This window comes from Escherichia sp. E.sYA108, from assembly GCF_011754335.1.
Taxonomy (GTDB): Bacteria; Pseudomonadota; Gammaproteobacteria; order Enterobacterales; family Enterobacteriaceae; genus Escherichia; species Escherichia coli.
Genome location: NZ_JAAQVZ010000001.1, coordinates 1,880,872 through 1,896,284, shown reverse-complemented (window position 1 = coordinate 1,896,284; position 15,413 = coordinate 1,880,872). Strand labels below are relative to the sequence as shown.

The 15,413-nt window shown below is 53.6% G+C and carries 12 protein-coding genes; all 12 read right to left on the bottom strand.

Features of this window, described 5'->3' with window-relative positions; translation table 11 throughout:
- Nucleotides 1-37: 37 nt before the first annotated feature.
- Nucleotides 38-931, bottom strand: a complete 894-nt coding sequence (galF, locus tag HBM92_RS08865) for a UTP--glucose-1-phosphate uridylyltransferase GalF (RefSeq protein WP_000183060.1) — start codon at nt 929-931, stop codon at nt 38-40.
- A gap of 174 nt (nt 932-1,105) precedes the next feature.
- Nucleotides 1,106-2,500, bottom strand: a complete 1,395-nt coding sequence (wcaM, locus tag HBM92_RS08860) for a colanic acid biosynthesis protein WcaM (protein ID WP_001115981.1) — start codon at nt 2,498-2,500, stop codon at nt 1,106-1,108.
- 10 nt (nt 2,501-2,510) lie between these two features.
- On the bottom strand, nt 2,511-3,731 hold the full coding sequence (gene wcaL / locus HBM92_RS08855) for a colanic acid biosynthesis glycosyltransferase WcaL (protein WP_000862622.1): 1,221 nt from the start codon (nt 3,729-3,731) through the stop codon (nt 2,511-2,513).
- Nucleotides 3,728-5,008 (bottom strand): colanic acid biosynthesis pyruvyl transferase WcaK, encoded by a 1,281-nt coding sequence (wcaK, locus tag HBM92_RS08850; protein ID WP_000770889.1) that lies wholly within the window; start codon nt 5,006-5,008, stop codon nt 3,728-3,730. The genes wcaL and wcaK overlap by 4 nt, the downstream gene beginning before the upstream one ends.
- Nucleotides 5,009-5,669: 661 nt before the next feature.
- Nucleotides 5,670-7,148 (bottom strand): colanic acid undecaprenyl disphosphate flippase WzxC, encoded by a 1,479-nt coding sequence (gene wzxC, locus HBM92_RS08845; RefSeq protein ID WP_000058492.1) that lies wholly within the window; start codon nt 7,146-7,148, stop codon nt 5,670-5,672.
- 1 nt (nt 7,149) lies between these two features.
- Nucleotides 7,150-8,544 carry an undecaprenyl-phosphate glucose phosphotransferase gene (wcaJ, locus tag HBM92_RS08840; protein ID WP_000183124.1) on the bottom strand — a complete coding sequence of 465 codons (1,395 nt, stop codon included), beginning with the start codon at nt 8,542-8,544 and terminating at the stop codon, nt 7,150-7,152.
- A gap of 55 nt (nt 8,545-8,599) precedes the next feature.
- Nucleotides 8,600-9,970: a colanic acid biosynthesis phosphomannomutase CpsG gene (gene cpsG / locus HBM92_RS08835; protein WP_001296216.1), complete on the bottom strand. Its 1,371-nt coding sequence runs from the start codon at nt 9,968-9,970 to the stop codon at nt 8,600-8,602.
- Between the two features lie 192 nt (nt 9,971-10,162).
- Nucleotides 10,163-11,599 (bottom strand): mannose-1-phosphate guanyltransferase, encoded by a 1,437-nt coding sequence (gene cpsB / locus HBM92_RS08830; protein WP_000079263.1) that lies wholly within the window; start codon nt 11,597-11,599, stop codon nt 10,163-10,165.
- 2 nt (nt 11,600-11,601) lie between these two features.
- The gene (gene wcaI / locus HBM92_RS08825; protein ID WP_000699726.1) at nt 11,602-12,825 is read right to left on the bottom strand and encodes a colanic acid biosynthesis fucosyltransferase WcaI; all 1,224 of its coding nucleotides are present in this window, start codon (nt 12,823-12,825) and stop codon (nt 11,602-11,604) included.
- Nucleotides 12,822-13,301 carry a GDP-mannose mannosyl hydrolase gene (gene gmm / locus HBM92_RS08820; protein ID WP_001443076.1) on the bottom strand — a complete coding sequence of 160 codons (480 nt, stop codon included), beginning with the start codon at nt 13,299-13,301 and terminating at the stop codon, nt 12,822-12,824. The genes wcaI and gmm overlap by 4 nt, the downstream gene beginning before the upstream one ends.
- A gap of 2 nt (nt 13,302-13,303) precedes the next feature.
- Nucleotides 13,304-14,269: a GDP-L-fucose synthase gene (gene fcl / locus HBM92_RS08815; protein ID WP_000043612.1), complete on the bottom strand. Its 966-nt coding sequence runs from the start codon at nt 14,267-14,269 to the stop codon at nt 13,304-13,306.
- Nucleotides 14,270-14,271: 2 nt separating this feature from the next.
- On the bottom strand, nt 14,272-15,393 hold the full coding sequence (gene gmd, locus HBM92_RS08810; protein ID WP_000048190.1) for a GDP-mannose 4,6-dehydratase: 1,122 nt from the start codon (nt 15,391-15,393) through the stop codon (nt 14,272-14,274).
- Nucleotides 15,394-15,413: the final 20 nt, after the last annotated feature.

Below are 15,413 nucleotides of genomic sequence, written 5' to 3'. Positions count from 1 at the left end.
ATTTTCTTATCAACCGTTACATTCGGTCAGATTTTCATTATTCGCTTAACAGCTTCTCAATCCCTTTACGGAACTTCGCCCCTTCTTTCAGGTTGCGTAGTCCATACTTCACAAATGCCTGCATATACCCCATTTTTTTACCGCAGTCGTAGCTGTCACCTGTCATCAGCATGGCATCAACGGACTGTTTTTTCGCCAGTTCAGCGATGGCATCAGTCAGCTGAATACGCCCCCATGCACCAGGCTGAGTGCGTTCAAGTTCCGGCCAAATATCTGCAGAAAGCACATAGCGACCAACGGCCATGATGTCTGAGTCCAGCGTCTGCGGCTGATCCGGTTTTTCGATAAATTCAACAATGCGGCTGACTTTACCTTCGCGATCCAGCGGTTCTTTGGTCTGAATGACGGAGTATTCAGAGAGGTCACCCGGCATACGTTTTGCCAGCACCTGGCTGCGGCCCGTTTCGTTGAAGCGCGCAATCATGGCAGCAAGGTTGTAACGTAGCGGGTCGGCGCTGGCATCGTCGATCACAACGTCTGGCAGTACCACGACAAATGGGTTGTCACCAATGGCAGGTCGCGCACACAAAATGGAATGGCCCAAACCTAAAGGTTCGCCCTGACGCACGTTCATAATTGTCACGCCCGGCGGGCAAATGGACTGTACTTCCGCCAGCAGTTGGCGCTTCACGCGCTGTTCAAGGAGAGATTCTAATTCATAAGAGGTGTCGAAGTGGTTTTCGACCGCGTTCTTGGAAGCGTGAGTTACCAGGAGGATTTCTTTGATCCCTGCAGCCACAATCTCGTCAACGATGTACTGAATCATTGGCTTGTCGACGATCGGTAGCATCTCTTTGGGAATCGCCTTAGTGGCAGGCAACATATGCATCCCAAGACCCGCTACAGGAATAACTGCTTTTAAATTCGTCATTATTTCATCCACCTGTAAAATGGTTGCTGAATTATAGCTTGTTCGATTTTTTTCGCCAGCATCAATTACCCTGAATTGATTACTGAATTACTTGTGATGTTACGCCGCTTCGTTGTGGATTGCAGTAGCATTGTTCCTAAGTATGGCTCCATTTTTCCAGGAATGGTCGCAAATCTACTCCCTCCGTTCTGGCAATCTAAAGTTAATCTTCTCCACATTAACAATATGGTGATTAATCCTGTCGATATCGACGGAGATTTGTCCTTTTTCATTCACCGCATGAACATTTGCAAGAGACAGCAGTGTTTCTTTTTTCGCCATAAACACGCCGCGAACGTCTTTGCGCATGTCAAAGTTCATGCTCAATGCGGGTCCAACTGAGGATTCCTGCATCACATTGATATTTCGCATAAAAAGATGTTGCGGTTTGTTGTGTAACTCCAGCGACGCACGCTTCATCTCAATGTTAGTCAGCGCCACAAAGGAGACAGCATTCCCGGCGGAGATTTGGATGCCGCGCAATTTATAAGCAAGATGAGTATTATCCAGTTGAATATCATTCACTCGGAAATTCTGCGGTATCGAGAGATATTTGCCTTTAATTACCCCATAGCCGATTAACATCCCGGCACTATTAATCATTTCAATATTATCAATCACAAAGTTGTCACAACCATAAATAGCAACTGTGGCGTTATCAATACCTGCTTTCTTACTGAAATCCGGCGTGATATTACGAGCTTTGATATTACGGATAACAAAATGTTTACCATTTTCAACATGGATCAGTTGCCGACAATCTGATCCCGTGATATTCGCAACGACAAAGTTTTTCACTGCCTGGTTTTCCGGATAATTATTATCGTAAGTACTTCCTGCCAGTCCTATGCCAATACCCCAGTTGATTTTGCCGTTAGTACAGTTGATGCGCTCGATGACATGGTCGGATATCAAAATGTCGCGATCGTTGATTGCTACATTCCATTCAATGGCGTCGCCCTGTAAGTCGCTGAACTTACAATTGGTGATGTTGGCACCGATAATCTGGTTATGAAATCCCTGGCGTAAAATGGCGTAATTAGCGTGGCTGACGGTCAGGTTATCGATGGTCAAGTTGCGCATGACGCGTTTATTTTTGCCGCCGATATAAATCTGCGTTACCGGGCCAAAACCGCTCATCGCCAACCCTTTGATGATGCAGTCAGAACCGCGCACATCCAGGGTGATGTTATGCATACGGCCGCCCTTCTCCCCTGTCACCTGGCTGCCGTCTTGTAAGACAAAACGCCCTCTGCCGTTGCCGCGCAGGCTTCCAAGGATGTGCAACGTTTTGCCAGGAGGAATGAAGATGCCGGTGTTGATATTTTCACAAACGAATCCGGCAGGCACGACGACCGTTTGCCCTTCGCTGAAGGCTTGTTTAAATGAGGCGATCCAGTCGTGTGGGTTGTAGTCGTTAATGTTAACGATTTGTCGGGCGGGAAGCGCGCGAGCGAAAGGGGTATGGAGGAAGGCAAGCGCCGAGCTTGCCGTCAGGAAGGTGCGTCGGGAGAGTTTTTTAAATGGCATACGTTCTCCTCTATAAAGCCTGCAGCAAGCTGGCGAGTTCTCGATTGATCACCTGCTGGTTAAAATCGTGTTCGACTTTTTCGCGCGCACGTTTGACAACCGTAGTAAGTTCGTCGGTGTCCAGTTGGCTAAACGCCGCCAGTCGTTGCGCCAGTGCACAGGCATCGTTCTCAGGCACCAGCCAACCGGATTTATCGGCCTCCACCAGTTCCGGTATTCCGCTGTGCAGAGTAGAAACAACCGGAATGCCAACCGCCATCGCTTCCATTAGCGCCACCGGAATACCTTCCATATCGCCATCCGCACCTGTAACCGATGGCAACAGGAAGACATCCGCGTCATCGAGCATCGCTTTCACTTCATGGCTCGGTTTAAAGCCCGGCATCTCTATCACATCTTCCAGTTGATATTGTTCGATGAGGGTGCGCAGGCGTCGTTCCCACGGGCCAATGCCGAGGATGCGATAGCGAAATGCCACGCCCTGCTCTTTCAACTGACGGCAGGCTTCAATCGCCACATGCAGGCCTTTTTTCTCGGTTAAGCGTGCGACGGAAATGATTTCCAGCGGCGTTGCAGGTGCTTTCACCGGACGCGGGCTAAAGCGCGTCATGTCCACGCCCATGCGCGATACGGCGATTTTTTCCCTCGGGCAGCCCATTTTTTGCAGCCTTCCGGCCCACAGATCGCTTATCGGTAGCATCAGATCGCCACGGCGGAACAGTTGCTGATATTCGGGAGTGTAGTGGTTGAGCACTTCCCGCCTGGAGATATCAATACCGTGGAAGATAGTGGCAATTTTGCCGCGAATGACACCCAGTTCGCGTAGTTTTGCCGCGGTTACCCCAGCAGGGCCAAAATGAGCGATAAACACATCGGCATGAAACGGTGTTGCGACCTGACCACAAATGGCAGACAAAATCAGGTTCCGCGACTCAGCACCATAGCGTTTGAGGTTGAGCGCCTGCCAGGTATTTTTACGATGAATGCCGCGTAAGGTCTGGCTGGCGCGGTGGCGCAGTTTCGCCACTTTGCCCGCAGGTTCGTCCTGTAACCAGCGGGTTCTGGCAGCAAGGTTGTATTTCGTCCATGCCGCGTGGGTGTTTTGTGTGTCGCCTTTTTGCAGCGCGACAATCTCCACCTCAAATCCCATATCAATAAACGCGGTAATTTGATTGAGGACGAAGGTTTCCGACGACAGCGGAAATTTCAGTAAAAAGAAGCCGACCTTCATTTCACCTCCCCGATGCGTTCAAGCACAGATTGCACCATCTGCATTCCCGTCTGACGTTCGCGACTGACAGCTTCGTTAAGTCGTGCGTTCAGCGCCGGAAGCTGGCCTAAGGTATCCGCAACCATCGCTTGCAGGCTGCCGTCTAATAAATGACGGATATCAATTGCCATCTCTGGTAGCCCCAGTTGTTGCATAATCCCAGCGGATTTATGTTCATAGTTGATGGCAATCGCCGGGGTGGCAAAGTTCATTGAGATAATGGCGGAGTGCAGGCGCGTACCGACGGTGAGTTCACAGGCCCCCAGAATTTTGCCCATTTCCAGATCGTTGAGTTCATCCATCACCACGTGGTAACGGGCAGGATCGCTGATGTGCTGGCGCAGATTGAGCGCCACCATGCGGTCGTCTTTGTTATAGCTGTCGATGCCCGTACAGGTGGAGAGCGCAATCACCTGATAGCCTTCGTCGAGAATGCGATTGACCACCCCGGCAAAGGCTTTTTCATACGCTTGTTGAGTGGTGCCGAGGCGTTTGTCGAACGGTGCCAGTTCACGCAGGGTAATGGCCACCGCTTTCTGTTGTGCGGCAACGTCCAGCCAGTGTTGAACAGCATAGCTGGCGGTGAAGTCTTCTGTGTGGTGATCGACCAGCCACGCGGTATCGACGCCATGTTCAACTTTTGCGGTAGTGATATTGCTGCGTTTCATCAAATCAAGGCTGACCGATTCGCGCAGGATCAGCGCGTCGCAGTGACCAAAAACGTAGTTCGCCAGTTGGTTAAATTGCTTATCCTGGAACGGGCCGACGCTGTGACCAATCATAAACAGCGGCTTTTTCGCCATGAAAGTGCAAAGCGCATGTTCAAACTGCGGCACGCCGTAGAGATCGACAAAAAACGATCCGCCGACCTGAATAATGGCGTCGTAACCTGACAGCAGTCGCACGAAGTCAGTGAATCCCTGGGCGATGGCGATATTACGCAGCTTGCCAGTGTCGGTGACGCGTGAGAGCAGTACCTGGTGCTGGTAGCGGTGACGGAGGACTTTTTTAACGCGCCCGACAACGCCCGCCGCGCTGTTGTGTTTTTTCATTTGCAGGAACAGCGGGTCGCCCATTACCGGGCGGTTGAGCAGCCAGGAAGAACTGACCGGATAGCGGCTCATTACGTCCACTTCGGCATGTGGACTGAGGATATTGATGGCATCAAGTAAGCCGCGCAAGATGGCGCTGTCGCCGCGGTTGCCGCAAGTGTGGTTGCCCAGAATAAGTAATTTCATTTTTTCCTCATAAATTTGATGCCAGGTGAGGCTGTGTTTGTTGTTTTCGTTGCCGTTTTTTGCCTGATGCGACGCTAACGCGTCTTATCAGACCTACAAGATCCGAGCACAGAACCGTAGGACGGATAAGGCGTTCACGCCGCATCCGGCATTCAGTGCCTGATGCGACGCTGACGCGTCTTATCAGGCCTACAAGACCCGAGCACAGAGCCGTAGGACGGATAAGGCGTTTTACGCCGCATCCGGCATTCAGTGCCTGATGCGACGCTGACGCGTCTTATCAGGCCTACAAGATCCGAGCACAGAACCGTAGGACGGATAAGGCGTTCACGCCGCATCCGGCATTCAGTGCCTGATGCGACGCTGACGCGTCTTATCAGGCCTACAAGACCCGAGCACAGAGCCGTAGGACGGATAAGGCGTTTTACGCCGCATCCGGCATTCAGTGCCTGATGCGACGCTGACGCGTCTTATCAGGCCTACAAGATCCGAGCACAGAACCGTAGGCCGGATAAGGCGTTCACGCCGCATCCGGCATTCAGTGCCTGATGCGACGCTGGCGCGTCTTATCAGGCCTACAAGATCCAAGCCCAGCCCCCCAGGACGGATAAGGCGTTTTACGCCGCATCCGGCAACCGTTGCCGGAACCGAAAACAACCATTCACCCCGCCCGTAAAAGCATTTTCATTTTTTCGCTGCGACAAAACTGACGCTTCACTTCCACCACCAGCGGATGGCGCGACAGCACAATCATCACCACAAACGCCAGCACGCCCGCGGCTATTTGCACCGCCAGCAGCATCCCCAGCGCCAGTTGCCCTTTCAGCACAATGCCCAGCGCATAACTGACCACCAGCGTCGGCAGCGAGAGATAAAACGGCAGCCACAAACTCAGGATGTACTGGCGATAACTGGAACCGAGCACCGGTTTAATCATCACGAAATAGCTCAGAATGGTGTTGATAATCTGCACCAGCAGGAAGCCAAGCGTGACGCCGATTGCGCCCGCCATCTGCCCACCAATAACAATCGCCGGAATAAACAGAAAGGTTTTGAATACGTTGAATTTAAAGCTGATATCGACCCGCGCTTTCGCCATCAGCAGCGAACCAATCGGGTTACCCACGGAACGCAGCAGCCCCACCACACACAGCAATTGCAGCACCGGAATAATGCTGTTCCACTTCTCACCAAAGACCAGCGGTACAAAGTTATTCGACACCACCATCAGCCCCAGCAGCGCCGGAAAGTTGATAATCCCCACTACCGACAGCAGCTTGTAGAAGTTAACGCGCAGCTTTTCGGTGTCGTCCTGAATTTTGGCAAATGCCGGAAACAACACGCGGGTGATGATTGGGTTCAGCTTCATCGGCGGCACAACGGCCACGTTGTACGCCAGGTTGTATCCCCCTGCTACGCCCGCGCCGAGAATACGCGCCAGCACCAGCGTTGAAAGGTTGGTGTTGAGATAGTTGATGATGCTGTCCGCCGTCAGCCAGGCACCAAAACGTAAGTTTGGTGCCACCGACGCCAGCGAGAAATGCAGACCGGGGCGATAAATTTTGCGGCCAAAGTAGCCAAACAGCAGCGTTCTCACCGCACTATTGACCAGATAACCGAGAATCGCGGTCATCGCCAGCGGCCAGAAATGGGCGCTAACCACTGTAAAAGTGAAGCCCGCCAGCACCGCGCTGGTTTCGATCATGCCGATTTTGTTGAACTCCAGCTCCTTTTGCATCAACGCGCGGAACTGTTGCCCGTGGGGGATAACCACAAACGCCAGCGACAATGTTTTAATCAACGGTGCCAGGTCCGGGTTATTCAACACGTCACCGATGAGATCACTCAACAAAAACACCGCCACGCACACCACAAGCCCCAGCCCAACGTTCAGCCAGTACAGCGTGGTGAGTTCAAGGTGGCTGATTTCTTTTCGCTGAATAATGGAGTTAGCGATACCGAAGTCAGAAAGCGTATCTGCCAGCGCAATGATCACCAGCGACACAGTCAGCAAACCGAACTGGTGGTTATCTATAATCCGCGCCAGCACAGTCATTTGCACCAGACCGAGGCCGATGATGATCACCGTGGCAATCGCCGACCACTTCGCGCCGCTGATGGTTTTTTCACGTAAGCTCATATCAATATGCCGCTTTGTTAACGAAACCTTTGAATACCGTCAGGAAAACGATTTTGATATCGAACCAGACGCTCCATTCGCGGATGTACTCAAGGTCGAACTCGACGCGTTTTTCCATTTTCTCCAGCGTGTCGGTTTCGCCGCGCCAGCCGTTAATCTGCGCCCAGCCGGTAATGCCCGGTTTCACTTTATGGCGCAGCATGTAGCCTTCAATGAGCTGGCGATACTGTTCGTTATGCGCCACCGCATGCGGACGCGGACCGACAATCGACATCCCCCCGGTCAGCACATTGATAAACTGCGGCAATTCATCCAGCGAGGTGCGGCGCAGAAAATTCCCCACTTTGGTGACGCGCGGATCGTTCTGCGTCGCCTGGGTCACCACTTTGTCGTTCTCCATCACTTTCATGGAACGGAACTTCCACACTTTGATCGGCTTGCCATCCATGCCGTAGCGAGTCTGGCGGAAAATAACCGGTCCCGGTGAGCTCAGTTTCACCGCCAGCGCAATGCAGCACAGCACCGGGGAGATCAGCAGCAGGATAAGCGTCGCCAGCACAATGTCTTCTGCACGTTTTATCAGGCGGTTAACCCCGGAAAGCGGCGTGTCATACAGCGGCACCACCGGTACGCCGTTCATCTCTTCGAGACGTGAATGGAGAATGTTGAAGGTAAAGACATCGGGGATCAGCAGCACCGAACAGGTGGTGTCCGCCAGTTGATGGACCAGTTTTTTCACTCGCGCGCCGTCGCACATCTGCATCGCGATATAGACGTTATGAATCTTGCCCGCTTTCGCATCCTCGACCAGCTGTTGCAGATTACCCGCCCAGTCGTTAGAAACGCCACCCGGTTTCGGGTCGTGGTAAACGCCCACCACTTCAAACCCTAACCACGGCTGATTACGGAAGCTCTCCATCAGCATTTGTCCGGCGGCTAAATCCCCCGCCACCGCGACCATGCGCTTGTTATAGCCATGATTACGCAGCCAGCCCGCCCCAATACGAATACATGAACGGCAAACCACCAGTCCGATGCTGGTCAGCCCATACCACGCCAGCCAGATTTTCAATTGCGTGTCGAAATCATTGTTGAACGCCACCAGTCCGGCGCTGAAAATCACGCTTAACGTCCAGTTTTGTAGCAACAGGGCAAATTCTGTCGCTGCCCGAACACCGCGCCATGAGCGATAAAAATCGGTGATGCCGCCCAGCATCTGGAACACCACCAGCGTAATCAGCGCCACCAACAGGTGCATGTAGAGGAATGACAGTCCGCTCACTTCGCAAACCAGCCATAGCCCGGCAAACATGATGGTGATATCTGAAAAGCGTTGCACCATAGAGATTAACGATGCATTGGTTTTCGCTCGCTCGCGCTTTTTTAGATTTGTCATCGTTGTTCCTGTTTTTAGCCCCTTACCCGCAGTGGGGGTAAGGGAAGATCCGACATTACTCGTTCAGCAACGTCAGCAGAGTTCGCGTTCGCGCTTCCATCAGCGGCACATCACCGCGTGATTCCACATTCAACCGCACCACCGGTTCGGTGTTGGAGGAGCGCAGATTAAAGCGCCAGTCGGCAAAGGTCATGCTGATGCCATCGGTACGATCCACCGCCAGTGCCTCACGGCTAAAATGCTGTTCCACGCGGTTAATCGCCTCAACGGGTTGCGCCAGTTTGCTGTTGATCTCACCGCTTGCCGGGAATGCCGCCATCCGGTCGCGCACCAGTTCGCCCAGCGTTTTTCCTTTCAGACACACCAGTTCGGCGACCAGCAGCCACGGGATCATGCCGCTGTCGCAGTAAGCGAAATCACGGAAGTAATGGTGGGCGCTCATTTCGCCACCGTAGATGGCGTCTTCCTTGCGCATACGTTCTTTAATAAAGGCGTGTCCGGTTTTCGACATTACCGGGGTGCCGCCTGCGGCAGTCACCACATCAACGGTGTTCCAGGAGAGACGTGGATCGTGGATGATCTTCGCGCCGGGATTTTTTTCGAGGAACGCTTCTGCCAGCAGGCCGACAATGTAGTAGCCCTCAATAAACTGCCCTTTTTCGTCAAACAGGAAACAGCGGTCAAAATCGCCATCAAAGGCAATGCCCATATCCGCGCCGTGTTTGATGACCGCATTGCGGGTGTCGTCGCGACATTCCGGCAGTAGCGGGTTAGGAATACCGTTGGGGAAATTGCCGTCCGGCGTGTTGTGCACTTTGATTAATTCCACGGGTGCGCCGAGGGCTTTAAAGCGGGCTTCAATGGCGTCCACCACCGGACCCGCCGCGCCGTTCCCGGAGTTAATCACCAGCTTGAGCGGCGTGAGGTTTTTGACGTTGATATAACCGAACAGGTGATCAACGTAAGCGTCACGCAGATTGATTTGCTGATAGCGACCGCGTTTGGTTTCATCGACGGGAGGAAAGTCGTTGGCTTCTGCCAGACGCTGGACGTCGCGCAGTCCGGTATCGCCGCTGATCGGGCGAGCCCCTTCGCGCACCAGTTTCATGCCGTTGTAATCCATCGGGTTATGGCTGGCGGTAACTTCAATGCCGCCATCCACACCGAGATGGAACGTGGCGAAATAGATTTCTTCGGTGCCGGACATACCAATATCCAGCACGTCGACGCCCGCATCCTGTAAACCTTTCGCCAGCGCCAGTTTTAAGGTTTCGCTGGTGAGGCGGACATCACCGCCTAACACAATGGTTTTCGGTTTGAGAAATTCGCCATAGGCGCGACCAATGCGCCAGGCGATATCTTCATTCAGTTCTTCGCCTAATTTCCCGCGAATATCATAGGCTTTAAAGCAGGTTAACTTTTTCATATCGTTACCCTTTTTCAGGCAATAGTTGGCCCTGACCGAAACGGCCAATTTTGTTTTTGTCGTTATTTACATCGCGGTTTCGCATTCATTGCCTGATGCGACGCTGCCGCGTCTTATCAGGCCTACAAACCCGAACCGTAGGTCGGATAAGGCGTTCACGCCGCATCCGACAAACAGCGCCTGATGCGACGTTTACACCCGTCCGTAGCGATCCGCGAAGCGCACCACATCATCCTCTTCGAGATAAGAGCCGGAGCGCACTTCAATTAAATCGAGCGGAATTTTCCCCGGGTTTTCCAGGCAATGCGTCGCCCCCAGCGGAATATAAATGGACTCGTTTTCACCAAGCAGTTTGATATCACCGTCGATAGTGACTTTTGCCGTTCCCGCGACAACCACCCAGTGTTCCGCGCGGTGATGATGCATCTGTACCGACAAACCTTCGCCCGGTTTCACGGTGATGCGTTTCACCTGGTAGCGGTCGCCCGCGTCGATAGAGTCATATTTGCCCCACGGACGATACACTTCGCGATGCACCCGATGCTCATGGCGACCATCGGCTTTGATCTGCTCGACCACTTTTTTCACATCCTGCACCGCATTACGGTCGGCAATCAGCACTGCATCTTTGGTCTGCACTACCACCAAATCTTTCACCCCGACGGTGGTGACCAGGCCAGATTCGGCATACACATAGCTGTTTTCAGTTTTGTGATTAATCACATCGCCATGGCAAACGTTGCCCTCGGCGGTGTGGGCGCTGATCTCCCATAATGAAGACCAGGAACCGACATCGCTCCAGCCCGCATCCATCGGCACCACAACGGCATCTGCCGTGCGTTCCATGACCGCGTAATCCACCGACTCTTCCGGACAGGCGAGAAACGCCTCTTCATCCACACGAATAAAATCGAGATCCGGATCGACGGCGCTCATCGCTTTTTCGCAGGCATCGAGAATATCCGGGCGATATTTTTTCAGTTCTTCGAGATAGCGTCCGGCACGGAACAGGAACATGCCGCTGTTCCAGTAATATTCGCCGCTTGCCACATAGGCCTGAGCGGTTTCCAGATTCGGTTTTTCGACAAACTGCGCCACTTCAAAGGCCACCGTATCCTGCTCACCCGCAGACACTTCACCGCGACGAATATAGCCATATCCGGTTTCAGGTAGATCCGGCACAATGCCGAAGGTCACCAGCTTGCCCGCTTCAGCATACGGCATGGCGTTACGCACGGCGGCGCGGAACGCATCTTCGTCGGCAATCACATGATCCGCCGCCAGCACCAGCATTAATGGGTCGTTCTCCGGGCTATGACGTTTTGCCGCCAGCGCCGCCAGCGCAATGGCAGGTGCGGTGTTACGCCCTGCCGGTTCGAGAATAATGTTCTCGGTGAGTTTGTTCAGTTGACGCAGCTGTTCCGCGACAATAAAGCGGTGCTGCTCATTGCAAATCACCACCGGGCTTTCGCACTCCACGCCGTTCAGGCGGCAGATGGTGGTTTGCAGCATGGTGAGATCGCCTTTCAGGCATAAAAACTGCTTGGGGTAAAGTACGCGGGAAAGCGGCCATAAGCGGCTACCGGAGCCACCTGCCATCACAACTGGATAGAGTTTCGACTGCGCCATAATTATCCCCGAATATCATTTATAAATTGACGTAACACGTTCTCTTTATCGAGCGTGCGTTCGGCATATTCACGTGCCACCGTGTTGTGTTTGGGCAGCAGGAACGCCTGACGAATCCCCGCCACCAGCGCCTCGACCGATTCCGGTTCCACGCAAACCGCAATGCCCGGAAAGGTTTCGCAAAGCTGCCCCAGTTCTGTGTGGGCTTCTGCGGTAATCACCGCGTTACCGCCTACCGCCAGAATATTGGTCAGTTTCGACGGCAATACGGCATCTGCCGCGCCGCGTTTTTGCACCACCAGATGGCAATCCCCCATCTTCAGCAATGCGGGTAAAGCGTCATACGATTGCAGCGGAAAAAATTGCATGTTGCGCAGTCCACGCTGCTGCGCCATTTTTTCCAGCCGCGCTTTGCCGCCGCCCTGCCCGACAATGGCAAAAATAAGCGGTTCATCGCGCAGGCGATCGGCAGCTTCAATAACGTTTTCCAGCCCCTGCTTTTCACCAATATTGCCGGAGTAAAGAATGATTTTTTTGTTATCCGGCAGGCCAAGCTGGTTACGAAGGGCATCAACATCGGCGTCTGCGACATGCTGAAAACGGGCAATTTCTGACCAGTTGGGGAAGAAGATGACGTTTTCCGCCGCCACGCCTTTTTCGATAGCTTTATTCATCATTGAGCGCGAAATCGTGGAGACGTTATCGACGTTATGCAGTCCGCTACGTTCGAACGCCGTTGCCAGCTGTGCCACTTTGCCGCCTTTGCCTTTTCCGGCAAGGCCCAGCCCCAGCATGGCGTCCACTTCGTAATCCTGAATATGGAGCACCGTGCGCGCACCAGACAGTTTCGCCAGCAGCCGCATTCCCGGCGTGCAAAACAGCGTTGGCACCACGCCGATAATGCGATCCGGCTTCCAGCGACGTTGCGCCATCAGTGGAAAGAAACTGCTGACGGCAAAACTGCCGAGATGCAACAGGCGTTTCAGGGTGCTCGGCTGTTTTGGCACGTACAGCGGGCAGCGCCACACCGTGGCGGCCCCCTCTTCCCGTTTGTACCGCCAGGCGGAATAGTTCTCGCCCACCTGCCACTGCGGGTAGTAAGGCGGCGCGGTAATAACCCGCACCTCATGACCTTGTGCTGCCAACCATTCCACCATCTCGCCGGTGTACTTGCCGATGCCGGTTAACTCCGGCGAGTAGTTAATGCCGTAGACCAGTATTTTCATAATCCGGGTACTCCGGCACGCTTCTCAGAGAGAAAATAGGCGCGGCTGTTAGCGTGAACATTGTCACTGGCGAGCAACGCGTCCGGCGTCAGCCAGCGGTAATCGTCATGCTGCTCATCCGGCAGTAACAGCTCATCTTCCGCTACTCTGAAGCGAAAACCGAGCACCACATAGTGAGTGGTGAATTCCGTGCCGGAGAAGTTATCGTCATAAAAGTGCTGCCAGACACCGTAAAACTGGCCTACTGTTATCGGTAGACGCAGCCCCAGTTCCGCCATCGTCAGCCGCTCAAATGCGGCTTCCAGCGTTTCGTCTTTCTGCACGCGCCCTCCCGGCACAAACCAGTAACCCTGCGCCGGGCGGTTGGTTCTTTTGCCAAGCAGAAACTCGCCGCGACTGTTCTCGACAATAAAGTCGAGAGAGACAAGCGGTGTGGAGCGCACTACCGTGGCAAAGTCTTCCTGACGTAAAAACATCATTACCCCCGAAAGCGGTCTTGATTCTCAAGGAACCACTGGTAAGTGCTGGCAAGCCCCGCTTCCAGTGAGATTTCGTGATACCAGCCAAGCTGATGCAGGCGCGTCACATCCAGCAGTTTGCGCGGTGTGCCATCCGGTTTACTGGCATCAAAAACCACCCGACCTTTGTAACCCACCACTTTGGCGATGGTTTGCGCCAGCTCGCGGATAGTGCAGTCAACGCCCGTGCCGACGTTAATGTGCGACAGCATCGGCCGGGTGTTCTCCTGCCAGACTTCGTGCGCCAGCTCCATCACATGAATGCTCGCCGCTGCCATATCATCAACGTGTAGAAATTCGCGCATCGGCGTACCGCTGCCCCACACCACCACGTCCGGCGCATTCTGTGCCGTCGCCTCATGGAAGCGACGCAGCAATGCTGGGATCACATGCGAATTACTCGGGTGGAAGTTGTCGTGTGGCCCGTACAGGTTGGTTGGCATGACTGAGCGGTAATCCCGTCCGTACTGGCGGTTGTAAGATTCACACAGTTTGATCCCGGCGATTTTGGCAATGGCATAAGGCTCGTTGGTCGGCTCCAGCGTACCCTGCAACAACTCGCTTTCTGCCATCGGCTGTTTTGCCAGTTTCGGGTAGATACAGGACGATCCGAGAAACAGCAGTTTGTTCACGTCGTTCTGATGCGCGGCGTGAATGATGTTGCTCTCAATCATCATGTTCTGGTAGATGAAATCCGCCGGATAGGTGTTGTTGGCAACAATGCCGCCCACTTTCGCCGCCGCCAGATAGACCTGGTCAATACGTTCGCTGGCAAAGAAATCATGCACCGCGCGGCTGTCCAGCAGGTTCAGTTCATCGCGGGTGCGTAATACCAGCTCCACATCACCGCGCTGTTCGAGCTGTCGCCTGATGGCGGAACCGACCATTCCGCGATGGCCAGCGATAAAAATGCGTTGTTTACTCATGCTTATGACTCCAGCGCGATCGCCACGTCGTAGCCGTGAGATTTCAGCAGAGAGTGTTTTTTCGCCGCTTCGAGGTCATTAGCCACCATTTCAGACACCATCTCTCTGAGGGTGATTTCCGGTTTCCAGCCCAGTTTTTCGTGCGCTTTGGTCGGGTCGCCGAGCAGCGTTTCAACTTCCGCCGGACGGAAGTAACGCGGGTCAACGGCGATAATCACATCGCCCGGTTTAACGCCCGGCGCGTCATGCCCGGTGACGGAAACCACAATGCCCTTCTCTTCAACACCCGTGCCTTCAAAGCGCAGTTTGATGCCCAACTGTGCTGCCGCCATTTCCACGAACTGACGTACGGAGTACTGAACGCCGGTCGCGATAACGAAATCTTCCGGTTGTTCCTGTTGCAGCATCATCCACTGCATTTTTACGTAGTCTTTGGCATGGCCCCAGTCACGCAGGGAATCCATATTGCCGAGATACAGGCACGACTCCAGCCCCTGGGCGATGTTGGCGATTGCGCGGGTGATTTTGCGGGTAACGAAAGTCTCGCCACGGCGCGGGGATTCATGGTTAAAGAGAATGCCGTTACAGGCGTACATGCCGTAGGATTCGCGGTAGTTAACGGTGATCCAGTAGGCGTACAGTTTGGCAACCGCATACGGAGATCGCGGGTAGAACGGCGTGGTCTCTTTCTGCGGAATTTCCTGCACCAGACCGTACAGTTCAGAAGTAGAAGCCTGATAGAAACGGGTTTTCTTTTCCAGACCGAGGAAGCGGATCGCCTCGAGCAGGCGCAGCGTACCCATCGCATCGACGTCTGCGGTATATTCCGGTGACTCAAAAGAAACCGCAACGTGGCTCATTGCGCCCAGGTTGTACACTTCATCCGGCTGCACTTCACGCAAAATGCGCGTCAGGTTGGAGGTATCACTCAGGTCGCCATAATGCAGATGGAATTTCGGGTTGCAGGTGTGCGGATCCTGATAAATGTGATCCACGCGCTCGGTGTTGAATGACGATGCACGACGCTTAATACCATGCACCTCGTAACCTTTTTCCAGCAGAAACTCTGCCAGGTAAGAACCGTCTTGTCCGGTTACACCGGTGATGAGAGCGACTTTTGACATGTCTTATTCCTCTGTATTTT

Excerpts from the sequence above, each read along its gene's own strand:
- gmm (WP_001443076.1), bottom strand. The coding sequence starts at position 13,301 with ATGTTTTTACGTCAGGAAGACTTTGCCACGGTAGTGCGCTCCACACCG.
- wcaK (WP_000770889.1), bottom strand. The coding sequence starts at position 5,008 with ATGAAATTACTTATTCTGGGCAACCACACTTGCGGCAACCGCGGCGAC.
- wcaJ (WP_000183124.1), bottom strand. The coding sequence starts at position 8,544 with ATGACAAATCTAAAAAAGCGCGAGCGAGCGAAAACCAATGCATCGTTA.
- fcl (WP_000043612.1), bottom strand. The coding sequence starts at position 14,269 with ATGAGTAAACAACGCATTTTTATCGCTGGCCATCGCGGAATGGTCGGT.
- wcaM (WP_001115981.1), bottom strand. The coding sequence starts at position 2,500 with ATGCCATTTAAAAAACTCTCCCGACGCACCTTCCTGACGGCAAGCTCG.
- cpsB (WP_000079263.1), bottom strand. The coding sequence starts at position 11,599 with ATGGCGCAGTCGAAACTCTATCCAGTTGTGATGGCAGGTGGCTCCGGT.
- wzxC (WP_000058492.1), bottom strand. The coding sequence starts at position 7,148 with ATGAGCTTACGTGAAAAAACCATCAGCGGCGCGAAGTGGTCGGCGATT.
- wcaI (WP_000699726.1), bottom strand. The coding sequence starts at position 12,825 with ATGAAAATACTGGTCTACGGCATTAACTACTCGCCGGAGTTAACCGGC.
- wcaL (WP_000862622.1), bottom strand. The coding sequence starts at position 3,731 with ATGAAGGTCGGCTTCTTTTTACTGAAATTTCCGCTGTCGTCGGAAACC.
- galF (WP_000183060.1), bottom strand. The coding sequence starts at position 931 with ATGACGAATTTAAAAGCAGTTATTCCTGTAGCGGGTCTTGGGATGCAT.
- cpsG (WP_001296216.1), bottom strand. The coding sequence starts at position 9,970 with ATGAAAAAGTTAACCTGCTTTAAAGCCTATGATATTCGCGGGAAATTA.
- gmd (WP_000048190.1), bottom strand. The coding sequence starts at position 15,393 with ATGTCAAAAGTCGCTCTCATCACCGGTGTAACCGGACAAGACGGTTCT.